The organism is Streptomyces sp. TAA486, assembly GCF_000426165.1.
Map to the genome: position 1 here is coordinate 303,031 of NZ_KE384503.1, position 15,937 is coordinate 318,967.

Annotated in this window: 9 protein-coding genes; 3 read left to right on the forward strand and 6 right to left on the reverse strand. The window is 69.9% G+C overall.

What is annotated here, in order from left to right; genetic code table 11:
- Positions 1-5 precede the first annotated feature (5 nt).
- Together murJ and I004_RS0129170 are read right to left on the reverse strand one after the other, a co-directional pair.
- Positions 6-2,444, reverse strand: coding sequence for a murein biosynthesis integral membrane protein MurJ (gene murJ / locus I004_RS0129165; RefSeq protein WP_028438366.1), 2,439 nt, complete (start codon positions 2,442-2,444; stop codon positions 6-8).
- Positions 2,445-2,478: 34 nt separating this feature from the next.
- A complete protein-coding gene (locus I004_RS0129170; RefSeq protein ID WP_199779483.1) occupies positions 2,479-5,025 on the reverse strand; it encodes a DUF6049 family protein in 2,547 nt (848 codons plus the stop codon).
- A gap of 158 nt (positions 5,026-5,183) precedes the next feature.
- On the opposite strand from I004_RS0129170, the gene I004_RS0129175 reads away from it, so the two are divergent.
- Positions 5,184-6,704, forward strand: a complete 1,521-nt coding sequence (locus I004_RS0129175; protein WP_037978235.1) for a CCA tRNA nucleotidyltransferase — start codon at positions 5,184-5,186, stop codon at positions 6,702-6,704.
- Here the strand turns inward: I004_RS0129175 and I004_RS36870 are convergent.
- From I004_RS36870 to I004_RS0129190, 3 genes are all read right to left on the reverse strand, one after another.
- On the reverse strand, positions 6,687-8,054 hold the full coding sequence (locus I004_RS36870; protein ID WP_051345568.1) for an MFS transporter: 1,368 nt from the start codon (positions 8,052-8,054) through the stop codon (positions 6,687-6,689). The genes I004_RS0129175 and I004_RS36870 overlap by 18 nt on opposite strands.
- Positions 8,055-8,217: 163 nt before the next feature.
- The gene (locus I004_RS36875) at positions 8,218-9,723 is read right to left on the reverse strand and encodes a glycosyltransferase 87 family protein (protein ID WP_051345569.1); all 1,506 of its coding nucleotides are present in this window, start codon (positions 9,721-9,723) and stop codon (positions 8,218-8,220) included.
- A 125-nt stretch (positions 9,724-9,848) separates the two neighbouring features.
- Positions 9,849-12,497, reverse strand: a complete 2,649-nt coding sequence (locus I004_RS0129190; protein ID WP_028438369.1) for a transglycosylase domain-containing protein — start codon at positions 12,495-12,497, stop codon at positions 9,849-9,851.
- A gap of 373 nt (positions 12,498-12,870) precedes the next feature.
- Here I004_RS0129190 and I004_RS0129195 point away from each other — a divergent pair, with 373 nt between their 5' ends.
- Together I004_RS0129195 and I004_RS0129200 are read left to right on the forward strand one after the other, a co-directional pair.
- A complete protein-coding gene (locus I004_RS0129195; RefSeq protein WP_028438370.1) occupies positions 12,871-13,572 on the forward strand; it encodes a PadR family transcriptional regulator in 702 nt (233 codons plus the stop codon).
- Between the two features lie 50 nt (positions 13,573-13,622).
- Positions 13,623-14,705: an inositol-3-phosphate synthase gene (locus tag I004_RS0129200; protein WP_028438371.1), complete on the forward strand. Its 1,083-nt coding sequence runs from the start codon at positions 13,623-13,625 to the stop codon at positions 14,703-14,705.
- Between the two features lie 174 nt (positions 14,706-14,879).
- Here the strand turns inward: I004_RS0129200 and I004_RS0129205 are convergent, their stop codons facing one another.
- Positions 14,880-15,911 carry an alanine racemase gene (locus I004_RS0129205; RefSeq protein WP_028438372.1) on the reverse strand — a complete coding sequence of 344 codons (1,032 nt, stop codon included), beginning with the start codon at positions 15,909-15,911 and terminating at the stop codon, positions 14,880-14,882.
- Between the last annotated feature and the right edge of the window lie 26 nt (positions 15,912-15,937).

Below are 15,937 nucleotides of genomic sequence, written 5' to 3' on the forward strand. Positions count from 1 at the left end.
TACGGTCAGCGCCCGAGACGGGCACGCACCATACCGACCATGGCCGTCATCTCCGCGATCCGCATCCTCTTCGCGGCTAGGACGAAAACCACGGCCAATGCGATCCCTCCGGCGATCAGGGAAGCCAGCGAACCGAGCGTTCCGCTGCCGAGAGCCACGGTGACGCCGTAGACGGCGGCACCTGCGGCGGCGGTGGCGGGCACGGCGGCACCGGCGAGCCTGATGTACGTACGCAGCACGTGTGCCGTGTCCAGGTCGCCGCCCAGCCGCAGACGTAGGCGCCGCCACGCGATGCCCACGCCGAGGACGTAGGCGAGCCCGTAGGAGGCCGCCATACCCACGACCGCCCAGCGGGCCGGGAGCAGCAGGAAGCATGCGGCCGAGGCGACCGCGTTGGCGATGGCGACGACGACGGTGTTGAAGAACGGCGTGCGGGTGTCCTCGTACGCGTAGAAGGCGCGCAGCACCACGTACTGCACGGAGAAGGGGATCAGCCCCACGCCGAACGCCATCAGCGCGTAGCCCATGGAACGTGCCGCGTCGATGCCGGAGGGTCCGTAGATCAGGGTGCACATGGGCACGCCGAGGGCGAGGAAGCCGAAGGCGATGGGCACGATGGCGACCGCGGAGTTGCGCAGGCCCTGCGAGATGTCGTCGCGGACGGCCCCGGTGTCGCCGTCGTTGGCCGCGCGGGAGAGGCGGGGCAGCAGGGCGGCCATCACGGAGACGGTGATGATGGCCTGCGGCATGTTCCAGATCAGCTGGGCCTGGGAGTAGGCGGTCCAGCCCGCGCCCGCGTGGCCCTCCGCGGCGGCCGACTCCTGGGCCCAGGTGGAGAGCTGGGTGACGACGAGGACGCCGGCCTGGTTGGCGAGGACGAACAGGACCGTCCACTTGGCGAGCTTCGCGGCCTTGCCGAGGCCGTGGCCGCGCCAGTCGAAGCGGGGCCGGATGCGGAAGCCGGAGGCCCGCAGGTACGGAATCATCGCGAGGGCCTGCACGACGAGTCCGAGCAGGGTGCCGATGCCCAGCAGCCGCACGGCCTCGGGCGGGATGTTGCCGACGGTCAGGCCGGAGTCGTCAGCGGTGCCGTAGACCCACAGGAAGGCGCCGACAGTGGCCATGATGACGATGTTGTTCAGGACCGGCGTCCACATCATGGCGCCGAAACGGCCGCGGGCGTTGAGGATCTGCCCCATCAACATATGGATGCCCATGAAGAAGATGGACGGCAGGCAGTAGCGGATGAAGGTGACGGTCACCGCGTTCGCCTCGGGGTTCTCCGCGAGGCGAACGGACATGACCCGCACCAGCAGGGGAGCCGCGAGGACCGCGAGCACGGTCAGCGTGCCGAGGATGACGGTGACGAGGGTCAGCAGGCGGTTCGCGTACGCCTCGCCGCCGTCACCGTCCTCCTTCATGGCGCGCACGAGCTGCGGGACGAAGACCGAGTTGAGGCCCCCGCCGACGGTGAGGATGTAGAGCATCGTCGGCAGCGTGATGGCCAGTTGGTAGGTGTCGCCGAGCACGGCGGCGCCGATGGCGGCGACGATCATCGCGGAGCGGATGAAGCCCGTCAGGCGGGAGACCATCGTTCCCGCCGCCATGATGGCGCTGGAGCGCAGCAGTCCCCCGGCTCGACCGCCGCCTCCGCCCTTCGACGTGGCCTCCTGGGCGGCTTCCTGCGCGGCCACCGAGGCGGGGGCGTCCGGCTCAGGGGGCGGTGGCGTCGCCTCGGCGGGCGCGGCGTGTGCGGCCTCGAAACCGGCGCCCTGGCCGGGCCCGACGGGCTCCTCGTCCGGCAGCGGCCGGCGCCCTCCGTACGGCCCTGAGGCGGACGCGCGCGGCGCCTGCGGGGGCGTGGCCTCGGAACGCGGCTGGGGCGGCGAGGCGGACGCGTGTGAGGTGTGGCCGCCCTGGTCGCGGAAGAGGTGCGCGAAGGCGTCCTCGGGGTCGCGCCCCTCGGTGCTCACCTGCGGCGCCGGCTCCTGAGCCGGCTCCTGGGCGGACGGTTCAGGAGGCCGCGTGCCGGACGAATCCGGGTGCTCTCCCCGCGGTGCGCTCCCCTCGTCGTCGCGGGAGCCGCTGAGGAGGCCGTCAACGCCCGTGTACCGGACGGAGGCGGGGTCGTCGCCGTAGGGCAGGCGCCGGGACGGGCCGTCGGGTTCGGGGGCGGGTGTGGCGGCCCAGCGCCGTGGATCGGGAGCGTCGGGGCCGGGTTCGGGCTGTTCGTAGAGCGCCTGCGGGTCGGGGAGCGTGCCGGGCGGAGGCGGAGGATCGGCGGCACGGTCGTCGAGGGCTTCGCTCACCGGGTCCTTGGCGGCCGGGTCGCGGTCCCGGTACGGGTCACGCGCGTAGGCGTCCCGTACGTACGGGTCCTCCGGCGGCTGCGAGCCGTCACCGGCGGCCTGGCTGCCCCGGTCACCGTCGTGCGGCGCATTCATCGCTACCTACCCCTGCCCCTGCTCGCAAGCTGACTCAACGGTCCACTTTCTCACCCGCGTCGGGAACGGTTCCGCTTCCCTTACCGGTGTCGGCGGGCCCGGCCTTGCCGTCCTCGTCGTCCTCGTCGTCCGCCCCGTCGCCCCCGGCTGCCGGAGACGCGTCGTCCGCCTCGTCCGGTTCTCCCGGGCCGTCCGCCGGGCCCTTGGAATCGGCTGTGCCGACGTCGCCGCGCTCCTCGGAGTCCGAGCCGGAGCTCGAGTCGGAGTCCGTGTCGGAGCTCGGCTCAGCCGCGTTTCCCGTGTCGTCGTCGGGGCCGGAGGGGTCCTCTCCGTCCGCCGAGCCGCCGTTCCGCTTCCGCGTCGTGTACATCCGCACGCCCGCGAGTACGACGAGCAGCACACCGCCCGCGATGACGAGCAGCACCGTCGACGTGATCGAAGTGACGTTCACCTGGAAGACCATGCGCTTCCCGTAGGGCTTGCCGTCCTTCGTGTACAGCTGGGCCTCCACGAAGGCACGCCCGTTGGCCTTCGACGTCGTGGAGAACTTCACGGACTGGCTGTGCTCCCCGTCGATCTTGACGGCCTGTGCCTCACCGACGTCGAGTCCGATGCGGCGCCTGGACGTCAGGCGCAGCTCCAGGTCGTCGACCCCCTGCACGAGGTTGTTCTGCACCGTCACCGGGATCGTTGCGCTGCGGCCGGACAGAGTGATGGGCGACTTCTGGATCAGGTGGACCTCCTTGGTGAGGCCCACCAGGTAATCGCGCACGCCGTCCCGGTAGTTCGCGGCCCCCTTGGGGTCGCCGCGCCAGGAGGTGGACTCGCCCCGCTCCACCGCGCTCCCGAACGGGGTCTCCACCCGGTCCTCACGGGTGAGGATCTTCTGGAAGTCGCCGACGAGCCGGCTGGTCTCCTGAACGTGCCGGTACGCCTCGCCGGACAGTTCCTGCTTGCGGAGCGAGGCGGGGTACTGGCTGCCGCTCGGCACGCGGCGGTTCGCACCCGGGTCGGGCTTCGCCTTGGCCGCCTCCGAGAGGTCGCTGCCCTCGGCCCAGCGGCCGTCCTTCTGCAGGGAACTCAGCGCCAGCGCCATCGCCCGCGCCTGTTCGGCGCTCGGCTTCCGCTGGGGCGCGACGAGGATGTTGCGCTGCTTGTTGGGGACCTGGGCGTTGACGGCCTGGGTCTCGCCGAGGAAGCGCTGTACGGCCTTGGACGTCGCGCCGGGGCGGGACATGTCGCCCTCGAAGGCCTTGGACAGGCGCGTGTCGGCGACCAGGGCAGTGTTCCCGCCCCCGATGGGACGTGCGGAGGTCGGCGTGTACGACAGGGCCGTGTCGCGAAGGCTGTCGCTGCGCGCGATGACGTTGTGGGCACCGGCGGACGTCGCCACGTCCACGATGCTCGGGTCGAGGGCGCCCTCGACCGGCCAGGCGTAGTCGGTGCTGGGCTTGGCGTGCAGGATCGGCTCGACGGTGTTGGTGGCCCGCTTGGTCGCGGAGTCCAGGTCGCCCAGGGCGCCGGGGACGTTCCTGCCGCGGTGCGCGAGCGAGGCGACATCCGTGTCGCCGAAGGGCAGCGTCGCGACCTCCTCGCCCTTCACGGCGCTCTGCAGGTCCATGAGCCACTGCTTCGCGTACGTCTGGCCCTTGCCGGCGGTCGTGCCGCCGCCCTTCTTCTGCACGCGGTACCGCTCGGTCATCGCGTCGACGGTGGCCAGCAGGTCGGGGTCGATCATCCACGTGATCGGCAGGTCCTTGCCGAGGTGGACCAGCTGCTGGAGGCGGCCGCCGGGGGCCAGTTCCTCGGCGAGGCCGTCGTTGCGGAAGACGGGGGTCTGCTCCTCGTCGGACTGCGTTTGCGCCGTCAGACGCGAGGAGGAGATCAGCGGCCAGAGGTAGGTCAGTTCCGTCTTGTTCTCCGAGTCGGACGTCTGCCAGGGCAGGAAGCTCCGCTCGATGCCGAGGATCTGGTCGTACGGGCGCTCCCGCGTCTGGCCGGTGAGCGTGACGCCCAGCTGGTACACGCCGGCCGAGCGCATCTTGAGCGCGCTGACGGGCAGCTTGATCTTGAAGGAGCGGCGGATGCCGGGGCGCATGCTGCCGACCTTGACCGTCGCGCGCTTGCCTTCGACCTTCTTGCCGTCGGCGCCGGGCACGTAGTCCTTGCGGGCGGCGTTCTGCTCGAGTGCGCCGCGGCTGTCCTCACCCGGGCCGATGCGCAGACCGATGCGGCCGTCGGTGAGGGACGAGCGGCCCTTGTTGGTGACGGTGCCGGTGACGCTCAGGGTGTCGCCCTTCTGCGGCGTCGCCGGAGAAAGGGTGTTGATGGAGATGTCGGCGGTGCGGGAGCCGGTGCCCGTACGGTCGGCGGCCGTCGTGTGCGCGGCGGCCCGGGTGTGGTTCTGCGCGGTGGACCCGCTTGCCGCCGCGGGCGGGCCGGCGTTCTCAGCGGCCGCGGCCGGGCCGGGAAGCAGGCCGCCGACGAGGGGCCCGGTGGTCAGCAGTACGACGGCGGTACCTCGCAGCCACCGGCGGGCGGGAGCGGTCGGGGTGCCCTGGTTCTCAGCCGCCTCGGCCACGCGCTCGTCCGTCCTCGTGTCGTCGTGGATGCGTCTCGTTGGTCTGATGGTAACGATGCCCTCTGAGGGCACGCGCCGCGGTCTGCGTCACATGATCGCCCGGAGTTGCGACCAGGCGCGGGGCGGGGTCCGGGGGTGGCAACGTACCCTGTTCTGTCGTGCCGAACGCCAATGATGACATCCAGCCGACACCGCCCGCCCCCGCCGCCAAGGAGCAGCTCAATGCGGCGCAGCGACGCGCGGTGAGCGAGCTGCTGCGGGTCTCCCCCGTCGCCGACGACCTGGCCCGGCGCTTCCGGGCCGCAGGTTTCCAGCTCGCGCTGGTCGGCGGCTCGGTGCGGGACGCGCTCCTGGGGCGGCTCGGCAACGATCTGGATTTCACCACCGACGCACGTCCCGAGGACGTGCTGCGCCTCGTCCGGCCGTGGGCCGACGCGGTGTGGGAGGTCGGCATCGCCTTCGGAACGGTGGGCTGCCAGAAGAAGACGAACGACGGGGGAGAGACCCGCACTTACCAGGTCGAGATCACCACCTACCGTTCCGAGGCCTACGACCGCACCTCACGCAAGCCGGAGGTCTCCTACGGCCACTCCGTCGAAGAGGATCTGGTCCGGCGCGACTTCACGGTGAACGCCATGGCTGTGGCGCTGCCGGAGAAGAACTTCATCGACCCCCACGGAGGTCTGGAGGACCTGGCGCGGCGGGTGCTGCGCACCCCGGCGGCCCCTGAGTCGTCGTTCTCCGACGACCCGCTGCGGATGATGCGTGCGGCACGCTTCGCGGCGCAGCTCGACTTCACCGTGGCCGACGACGTGCTCGCGGCGATGAAGTCGATGGCGGAGCGGCTCGGCATCGTCTCGGCCGAGCGCGTGCGGGACGAGCTGAACAAGCTCCTGCTCTCCGACCGTCCGGTCAAGGGGATCAGGCTGATGGTCGAGACGGGGCTCGCCGACCAGGTGCTGCCTGAGATCCCGGCGATGCGACTGGAGCGGGACGAGCACCACCGTCACAAGGACGTCTACGAGCACTCGCTGACCGTCCTGGAGCAGGCCATCGACCTGGAGGAGAACGGTCCCGACCTGACGTTGCGGCTCGCGGCGCTGCTGCACGACATCGGCAAGCCGAGGACCCGGCGGTTCGAGCCGGACGGACGGGTCTCCTTCCATCACCACGAAGTGGTGGGCGCGAAGATGACGAAGAAGCGCTTGGTCGCGCTCAAGTACCCCAACGACATGGTCAAGGACGTCTCGCGGCTCGTGGAGCTGCATCTGCGCTTCCACGGGTACGGCACGGGCGAGTGGACCGATTCCGCGGTGCGCCGCTATGTGCGGGACGCGGGTCCGCTGCTCTCCCGGCTCCACAAGCTGACGCGTTCGGACTGCACGACCCGGAACAGGCGCAAGGCGGTCGCGCTCTCGCGTGCGTACGACAGCCTGGAGAAGCGGATCAAGGAGCTGCAGGCGCAGGAGGAACTCGACTCCATCCGCCCCGATCTGGACGGCAACGAGATCATGTCCGTCCTCGGTGTGAAGCCGGGACCCATGGTCGGCAGGGCGTACAAGCACCTGCTGGAACTCCGGCTGGAGCACGGCCCGATGGAGCACGACGAGGCGGTCTCCGCTCTCAAGGAGTGGTGGGCCGAGCAGGCTCAGGATCCGGCGTCAGAGCGCACCCGGTGACGAGGGGGGCGGCGCCGAGGACGAGGCGTTCCTCCGGACCGGCTGCGAGCGTTTCACGTGAAACATCAGCGCAGCGACCCCGGCGTACAGCACGGCGACCCCAATGACGAGCGCGACGGAGCGCCCGTCCGGCGGGAGTATCAGCGCGGCCACTCCGGCGGCGCCGACGAACGCGACGTTGAAGAGCATGTCGTAGAGCGAGAACACCCGGCCGCGGTAGGCGTCGTCCACCGTCGACTGCACGGCCGTGTCGGCGGTGATCTTCGATGCCTGTGTGACCAGTCCGAGGACGAACGCCGAGAGCAGGATGGGCACCGGCGCGAAGCTCAGGCCGAGCGCGGGCTCGAGTACGGCCGCTGCTGCGGCGCACAGTGCCAGCCAGCCGAAGCGGCCCGACCGTCCGACGCCCCACGGAGTGACGACGGCGGCCGCGAAGTAGCCGAGCCCTGACGCGGCCACCGCGAGGCCGAGCAGCTTGAGGCCCGCGCCGACGTCCACCGCTTCGACCGCGTCCCCCACCTTGCCGTCGGTGCCCCATGCGTACCGGCACAGCATCAGCACCATCACGGTCAGCGCGCCGTAGCAGAACCGCATCAGGGTCATGGCGGTGAGCGCGTACGCGGCGGTGCGCCGTGCCCGGAGATGCCGGAGGCCGTCGACGAGACCGCGGGTGGTGGTGGCCAGCGTCGTGAGCAGCCGCAGCGGCACTTGTGGGGCGCCGGGGTCGGGGCCGAGACGGTCGCGGCCCATCCGCAGGGCTGTCGCACCGGCGAGGAGGTAGACCACCGCCCCGGTCAGGACCACCCAGGCGTTCGTCGCCCGGCCGCCGTCGGGTGTGGCCAGCCTGATGGCGAAGGCGATGCCACCTCCTGCCGTTGCGGCGAGTGTTCCGGCCGTCGGGGAGAGGGAGTTGGCGATGACGAGACGGGGTTCGTCCACGACGCGGGGAAGTGCCGCGGAGAGGCCGGCCAGTATGAAGCGGTTCACGGCGGTGACAGAGAGGGCCGAGAGATAGAACAGCCAGGCGGGAGTGGCGCCCAGCACCAGCGCCGCGGTGCATGCGGCGAGCACCGCCCGCAGGAGGTTCCCGTAGAGCAGGACCTGGCGTCGGCGCCACCGGTCCAGCAGCACGCCGGCGAACGGGCCGAGGAGCGAGTACGGGAGCAGCAGAACGGCCATCGCAGACGCGATGGCCGCCGGTGAGGTCTCGTTCTCGGGGGAGAAGACGACATAGGCCGCGAGAGCGACCTGATATATGCCGTCGGCGAGTTGGGAGAGCAGACGCACGGCGAGGAGTCGCCGGAAGTCGGGGAAGTGCAGCAGGCTGCGCAGATCTCCGACGACACTCATGGGCCCAGCTTCACACACGCCGGGGTGGGTCCGCGTCCCGATCCGGAGCGGCGGCGGAGGCTGCGCGCGGCGGACGCGTGGTCATGTTTCACGTGAAACACGGAAGCCGCGCGTGCGGGGGTTCTCGTGACCGGGGTCGCGTCTCCCGGCGAGGCACCGGTCCTCAGTGGGGCGTGGTCGTCGTGCCCCAGCGGACCTGCGGGTCGTCGAAGGGCACGGGCTTCCCGTGCTGCGCCCGCCGTCCGCCGCCGCCCAGAGTGAAGACGTCCGGCGCCCGGTCCAGTACGCCGCCGCCGGGGTCGTCCGACCCGTTCCGGCGCACGACGTCCCGCTCCGGCATCAGCGCGTCCCGAACCACCACCGCGCACAGGTAGAGCGTGCCGACCAGGTGGACCAGGATTACCAGCTGGTAACCCTCGGGAGGCAGGCCGTGGTGCTTGTCCCCGCTGCCCGTGTAGGCGAGGTAGAGCCAGATACCGATGAAGTAGATCACCTCGCACGCCTGCCAGATCAGGACGTCCCGCCATTTGGGGCGGGCGAGGGCCACGAGGGGGATCAGCCACAGCACGTACTGCGGCGAATAGACCTTGTTGGTGAGGATGAAGAGGGCCACCACGAGCAGCGCCAGCTGAGCGAGGCGCGGCCGCCGTGGCGAGCGCAGGGCCAGTGCGGCGATGCCCGCACAGCCGAGCGCCATCAGCAGCGTCGCGTAGAGGTTGGCATCGGGGACCGGGTTGCCGGTCCGCTGGGAGATGACCAGCCAGATCGAGCCGAAGTCGACCGGCCGCTCCTGGCTGAAGCTGTAGAACTTCGACCAGCCCTGGGGCGCCAGAAGCATCACGGGCAGGTTCACGCAGAGCCATGACACCGCGGCGCCGCCAAGTGCCTTGCCGAACGCCCGCAGATGCCCCGCGCGCCAGCACAGCACCAGCAGCGGGCCCAGCAGCAGTACCGGGTAGAGCTTGGCCGCCGTCGCCAGCCCGATCAGCACACCCGCGGCGAGCGGGCGGCTGCGGGACCACATCAGCATCGCCGCGGCGGTGAGGGCCACGGCCAGCAGGTCCCAGTTGATGGTGGCGGTCAGCGCGAGAGCGGGTGCGAGAGCGACGTGGAGGCCGTCCCAGGGGCGGTCGCGGTGGGTGCGGGTGGCGCAGACGAAGAGCACCGCCGCGCAGACCATCAGCATCCCGCCGTTGACCATCCAGTAGAGCTGCTCGCGATGCTGGAGGTCACCGCCACCAGGCGTCAGCCACGAGGCGACCTCCATGAACACGCCTGTCAGCACGGGGTATTCGAGGTAGGCCATGCCGCCGGAGACGCGGTCGGGGATGCGGTCGAAGTACGGGACGAGCCCGTCGGCGAAGCCCCGTCCGGCGAAGAGATGCGGGATATCGGAATAGCACGCGTGTACGTATTGGCTTGTCTGGCCGCTGAACCAGGCGCCGTTGAAACAGGGCGCCTTCTGCACCATGCCCAGCACGAACATGCCCAGCCCCAGCAGCGCCACCACCCGCACCGGCGTCCACCAGCCGCCCGCACCCGGGGCGACCCGGCGGCCGACGGGGCCTCCGATCAGCTCGCTGCCGGCTGCGGCGACCTCGTCCTGCTCCGTCGGACGGACGGGGGCGGCGTTCCGGTCGGGGCGGTCCGAGAGGTAGGCGCGCGTCATGGGCACATCCTGCCGTACGGCCGCGGACGCCAGCAGCCCCGTCACGGTATGACCCGTGACGGGGCTGCGAGGTCCCGCTGTGTGGCTTGCGGCGGGAGGTGCCGGGGGCTGGGGCCTATCGGCCCCTAGTCCCTTTCGCGGCCTCCCGACGGTCCGCCGAAGAGTCCGCCGTTGTCACCCCCGCCGGTATCGCCGCCGGTGTCTCCGCCGGTATTGCCGCCGTCCTGGCCCTGGTCGGTACCGCCGTCCTGGCCCTGATCGGTACCGGCGTCCTGACCCTGGTCGTTGCCGCCGTCCTGGCCTTGGTTGTTGCACAGGATGCCGTTGCAGCTGTCCGTCGGCGACGGCGACTGCGAGGGCGACTGCGAGGGCGGCTGCGACGGTGTGTCGCTCGGCGTCGGCGTCGGTGACGGGCTCGCCCCGGCTCCGAAGACCCTGTCGCCGATCGGCTCGGGCGTCGGGAAGGGCTTGGCGTACGTGCCCCTCAGAGCGCCCGTCATGTACTTCGTCCAGATCTCGGCGGGGAAGGACGCACCGTGGATCGACTCCTGGCCGCCCACGCCGTACATCTTCTGGAAGCGCTGTGTCTTCGCCTTGTCGTTGACCCGCCACATGCCGATCGACGTCGACAGCTGCGGCGTGTAACCGGTGAACCAGGCCGACTTGTTGTCGTCCGTCGTACCGGTCTTGCCGGCCGCCGGACGGCCCAGGGCGCTCGCCGCCTTGCCGGTGCCGCTCTTGACGACCGTCTCGAGGACGTTCGTGACGTTGTCGGCCACCCGGGCCTCGAACTTGCTCTTCACGTTCTTCTGGTGCGTGTAGATGTTCACGCCGTCCTCCTCCACACGTGTGACGGAGTACGGCTCGGACTTGTTGCCGCTGCTGGCGAAGGTCCCGTAGGCGTTCGCCATGCGGATCGCGCTCGGCGCCGAGGTGCCCAGCGAGAGGGTCGGAGTGCTGCGCGCCAGGCTGTCCTCGTTGAGGCCCGCGTCGAGCGCCGCTGCCCGCACCCTGTCGACGCCGACGTCCATGCCCAGCTGGATGTAGGGCGTGTTCACCGAGAACTGCATGGCCTCGCGCAGCGAGACCCGGCCGCGGTCCTCATTGCCGTCGTTGCGCTGGCGCCACTCCTTGCCTTCCTCGTTGCGCCAGATGCTGCGGTCGTAGTTGCGCAGCTTCAGCTTGTTGTCGCCGTTGTAGACGCTCTTGGGCGAGACAGGCGTGCGGGTGTCCGCGGTCTGCACGTCCGGGCCCTCGGGGTCACGGACACCGTCGCGCATCGCGGCCGCGAGGACGAACGGCTTGAACGTGGAGCCGACCTGGACGCCGGTGTAGTCGGCGTTGTTGGTGAAGTGCGAGGTGGCGTCCTCGCCGCCGTACATGGCGACGATCGCGCCGTCGTTGGGCTTCACCGAAGCGCCGCCGAACTGCACGTACTTGTCGACGTTGCGCTCCTTGGGCTTGATGTTCGCCTTGCGCACCCGCTCGACCGCGGCCTCCATCTCCTCCATCTTCCTCTTGTCGAAGGTGGTGTGGATGCGCAGGCCGCCCTTCTTGAGCCTGCGGTCGGAGATGTTGCTGTTGGCCGTGATGTAGTTGTTGACCGTCTCGACCATGTAGCCCTTCTGGCCCTTGAGTTCGGTCGACTTCTTCGGCTGCCGGGGCATCGGGAACTTCGTGTACTTCGCCCGCGTTGCCCCCTCCAGCCTGTTGGTCTTGACCATCCGGTCCAGGGTCCACGACCAGCGGTCCTTGGCCCGCTCCAGGTTCTTGTCCTGCGTGGCGGCGGAACCGATGCCGCCGGCCGGGTCGTAGAGGTTGGGGCCGTTGAGTGTCGCGGAGAGGAACGCGCACTCGCTCGCGGTGAGGTCCTTGGCGTCCTTGCGGTAGTACGCCTGGGCCGCGGCCTGGATGCCGTACGCGCCGCGCCCGTAGTAACCGGTGTTGAGGTAGCCCTCGAGGATCTTCTGCTTCTCCACCGTCGCGCCGACCTTGATGGAGATGAACAGCTCCTTGGCCTTACGCGTCAGCGTCTGCGACTGGTCGAGGTAGGCGTTCTTCACGTACTGCTGCGTGATCGTCGAACCGGACTGCGTCTCGCCGCCGAGCGCCATCCGTCCGACGGCGCGGGCGATGCCGATCGGGTCGACACCCGGGTCCTTGTAGAAGGACTCGTTCTCGGCCGCGATCACCGCGCTCTGCATGGACTTGGGGATCTGGGCGAGCGGCACGATCTGCCGGTTCTGATCGCCGCCACCTGCCACGACCATCTGCTTGCCGCTGGCCCAGTAGTAGACGTTCTTCTGCTGCTTCGTCGCCTCGTTGACGCTCGGCGTGCCCACCATCGCCAGTGCGATGCCGGAGAGGCCGATGATCAGCCCGAGGAAGCCGGCCATGGAGCCCAGCACCAGCTTCCAGGAGGGCACCCAGCGGCGCATGCCGGTCTTGTTCCAGCGCGGGTAGTCGACGAACCGCTTCTTGGGCGGCGGCTGGAAGCGCCCGCGGGCCCTGCCGTACGCGCCGGCGGCCGCGCGCGCGCGGCCCCCTCCGCCGAGGCCGCCCGCTGCCAGGCCGGCGCCGGCTGCGGCGCCTGCTCCGGCCGCACGCCGGCGGCCACCGCCGCCTCCTGCGCGCTGTGCATCTCTCCGTGCCTCGGCGCGACCCCCGTAAGGGCTGCCGCCGGCCCTGGGCGGCGGCGCGGAACGGCGGCCGGTGCCGGATGGCGGCTGCGCTGCGCGCCGGCCGCGTGGCGGCTTTCGACGGTGCTCGCTCATGGAACAGCTACTCCTCGGGCAGGCGCTCGCGCCTGAAGGTGGCAGTTGACGTCGTCTGGTCCCCCCGAGCGCGACCCGCGGACACATGGTCTGCCGGTCGCACTGCACCCAGGACGATGACGCACTCGAGCGTCTTCTGGTTCCCGGTGGTGGTCTGCACGCGCACAGACTACGCAGATCCAAAACGCCCGTTAGCAAGCATTCATCTCAATCGAGGCAAGTTGCCTTCAACTAATCAGAGATGTGAGTCCCTTCACCCAGGGCCCACTTGTCGCCCGTGAGTCTGCGTTCTATCGTGCTGATGTATCGAGCCGATACATCAGCACGACACAAGTCCACGATTGGCGCGCGGGGTTGAGGGGGGCGGTGCGGCATGAGCCGGCGCTCGGGAATCCTTGAGTTCGCCGTACTCGGCCTGCTTCGTGAATCACCCATGCACGGCTATGAGCTGCGAAAACGGCTCAACACCTCGCTGGGTGTCTTCCGCGCCTTCAGCTACGGGTCGCTCTACCCATGCCTCAAGACCCTGTTGCAGCGCGGATGGTTGAGCGAGGAGCACGAACCGTCCCGTCCGCCGGCGGAGAGCGAACGCACCGAACGGGAGGCCCTCTCGGCTTCACTGGCCGGCCGCCGGGCAAAAATCGTCTACAGATTGACCGCGGCCGGAAAAGAACACTTCGAGGAGCTTCTTTCACAGACCGGACCGGACGCGTGGGAAGACGAACACTTCGGTGTCCGTTTCGCCTTTTTCGGGCAGACCTCGCGGGACGTGCGGATGCGCGTCCTGGAGGGGCGCCGCAGCCGCCTGGAGGAACGCCTCGCGAAGATGCGCGCCTCGCTGGCCCGCACACGCGAACGGCTCGACACCTACACCCTCGAACTGCAGCGCCACGGAATGGAATCCGTGGAGCGCGAAGTCCGCTGGCTCACCGAGCTCATCGAGAGTGAGCGGACCGGGCGCGACCTGGAGGCGGGCATCGAACCCGGGCCTCCACCGCGCCGGCAAGGAGACGCGGGAGGCCGGCCCCGGCACGGGGATGGCACCCCGCCGGATCCGTCCGAGGACACCGCATGAGGCCCCGTACGAACGCGGGTCTCACCGACCAGACACAGGGAGCAACCGGAATGGGTTCGGTTCGTGTAGCCATCGCAGGCGTGGGCAACTGCGCCGCCTCGCTGGTGCAGGGCGTCGAGTACTACAAGGGCGCCGACCCGGCCACCAAGGTGCCGGGTCTGATGCACGTCCAGTTCGGCGAATACCACGTGCGTGACGTGGAGTTCGTCGCCGCCTTCGACGTCGACGGCAAGAAGGTCGGCCTCGACCTCTCCGACGCGATCGGCGCGAGTGAGAACAACACCATCAAGCTCTGCGACGTACCGCCCTCCGGCGTGACGGTGCAGCGCGGTCACACGCTCGACGGGCTCGGCAAGTACTACCGCGAGACGATCGAGGAGTCCGACGCGGCGCCGGTCGACGTCGTGCGCGCCCTGCGGGACTCCGAGGCCGACGTCCTGGTCTGCTACCTGCCGGTGGGCTCCCAGTCGGCGGTCGAGTTCTACGCCCAGTGCGCCGTCGACGCGGGCGTCGCCTTCGTCAACGCGCTGCCCGTCTTCATCGCGGGCACGAAGGAGTGGGCGGAGAAGTTCACCAAGGCCGGTGTGCCGATCGTCGGCGACGACATCAAGTCGCAGGTGGGCGCGACGATCACGCACCGCGTGCTGGCCAGGCTCTTCGAGGACCGCGGTGTCATCCTCGACCGCACCATGCAGCTGAACGTCGGCGGCAACATGGACTTCAAGAACATGCTGGAGCGCGACCGGCTGGAGTCGAAGAAGATCTCCAAGACCCAGGCCGTGACGTCCCAGATCCGCGACCGCGAACTGGGCGCCGACAACGTGCACATCGGCCCGTCCGACTACGTGGCGTGGCTGGACGACCGCAAGTGGGCCTACGTACGACTGGAGGGCCGCGCCTTCGGCGACGTACCGCTCAACCTGGAGTACAAGCTGGAGGTCTGGGACTCACCCAACTCCGCCGGCGTGATCATCGACGCCCTGCGCGCCGCGAAGATCGCGATGGACCGGGGCATCGGCGGGCCGATCCTCTCGGCCTCCTCGTACTTCATGAAGTCGCCGCCCGTGCAGTACTACGACGACGAGGCACGGGAGTTGGTGCAGGCGTTCATCGACGGTAAGACGGAGCGCTAGGCGCTGCCCGGCGGCCGGCCGCCGCCGTGTCCGGCGGACCGGGCCCCCTCCCCTTCGGGGGCGGGCGGGCCTTGTTCCGCCGGACGTTTCCTCGAGGTCACCGCTACCCGGAGGTCACCGCCCGCACGGCGGAGACCTCCGGCGACTGGCGGCCCCTCCCGGGTGCGCGCCGCCTCAGCGGTCGACCGTGCGGTCCACCATCGTGGTCGTGTGCCGCAGCTGGGCCGTCAGCTCCTCGCCGACCTTGGGCTCCTCTGCGTCCCCCGGTACGAACAGGATCGACATCTGCATGTGCGGCGGCTCCGCGAACCACCTTTGCTTGCCGCCCCAGAGGAACGGCGAGAGATTCCGGTTCACCGTCGCGAGCCCCGCACGGGCCACGCCCTTCGCCCGCGACGTCATCCCCTGCAGCGCCTTCGGCGACTCCAGGCCCACGCCGTGCGACGTGCCGCCGGCGACGACCACGAGCCATCCGTCGCCCGGAGCCTTCTGCTGCCGGTAGCCGAACCGGTCGCCCTTGACGACGGGCGTCACGTCCAGGATCGAGCCCCTGTACTCCGTGGCCGTGTGATCCCCCAGCCACAGCCGCGTACCGATGCGCGCCCTGAACTTCGTTCGCGGGAACTGCTGTTGGAGCCGGGCGAACTCATCGGGGCCCAGGTGCGAGACGAACATCGTCTCCAGCGGCAGCCGCGCCGCACGCAACCGGTCCATCCATCCGATGACTTCCTCCACGGCGTCCGAACCGTCCGTACGGTCCAGCGGGAGATGGACCGCGAAGCCCTCCAGCCGCACCTCGTCGATCGCGGCGTGCAGCTTCGGCAGATCCTGCTCGGTCACGCCGTGCCGCTTCATGCTGCTCATGACCTCGATGACGACCCGTGCACCGCGCATCAGGCCGACGCCCTCCACCGAGGACACCGAGCGGATCGCGCGGTCGGGCAGCGGCACCGGCTCCTCGTCCTTGCGGAACGGGGTGAGGACCAGCAGATCACCGCCGAAGAAGTCCTTCATGCGGGCGGCCTCGTAGGTCGTGCCGACAGCCAGGATGTCGCTGCCGAAACGCGTGGCTTCGTCGGCCAGTCGCTCGTGACCGAAGCCGTAGCCATTGCCCTTGCAGACCGGAACGAGGCCCGGGTACTGCTGGATCACCGACTGCTGGTGCGCCCGCCAGCGATCGGTATCGACGTAGAGGGTGAGCGCCATGGCCGGTTGGGAACCTTTCTTCCGTC

Excerpts from the sequence above, each read along its gene's own strand:
- murJ (WP_028438366.1), bottom strand. The coding sequence starts at position 2,444 with ATGAATGCGCCGCACGACGGTGACCGGGGCAGCCAGGCCGCCGGTGAC.
- I004_RS36870 (WP_051345568.1), bottom strand. The coding sequence starts at position 8,054 with ATGAGTGTCGTCGGAGATCTGCGCAGCCTGCTGCACTTCCCCGACTTC.
- I004_RS36875 (WP_051345569.1), bottom strand. The coding sequence starts at position 9,723 with ATGACGCGCGCCTACCTCTCGGACCGCCCCGACCGGAACGCCGCCCCC.
- I004_RS0129190 (WP_028438369.1), bottom strand. The coding sequence starts at position 12,497 with ATGAGCGAGCACCGTCGAAAGCCGCCACGCGGCCGGCGCGCAGCGCAG.
- I004_RS0129195 (WP_028438370.1), top strand. The coding sequence starts at position 12,871 with ATGAGCCGGCGCTCGGGAATCCTTGAGTTCGCCGTACTCGGCCTGCTT.
- I004_RS0129200 (WP_028438371.1), top strand. The coding sequence starts at position 13,623 with ATGGGTTCGGTTCGTGTAGCCATCGCAGGCGTGGGCAACTGCGCCGCC.
- I004_RS0129205 (WP_028438372.1), bottom strand. The coding sequence starts at position 15,911 with ATGGCGCTCACCCTCTACGTCGATACCGATCGCTGGCGGGCGCACCAG.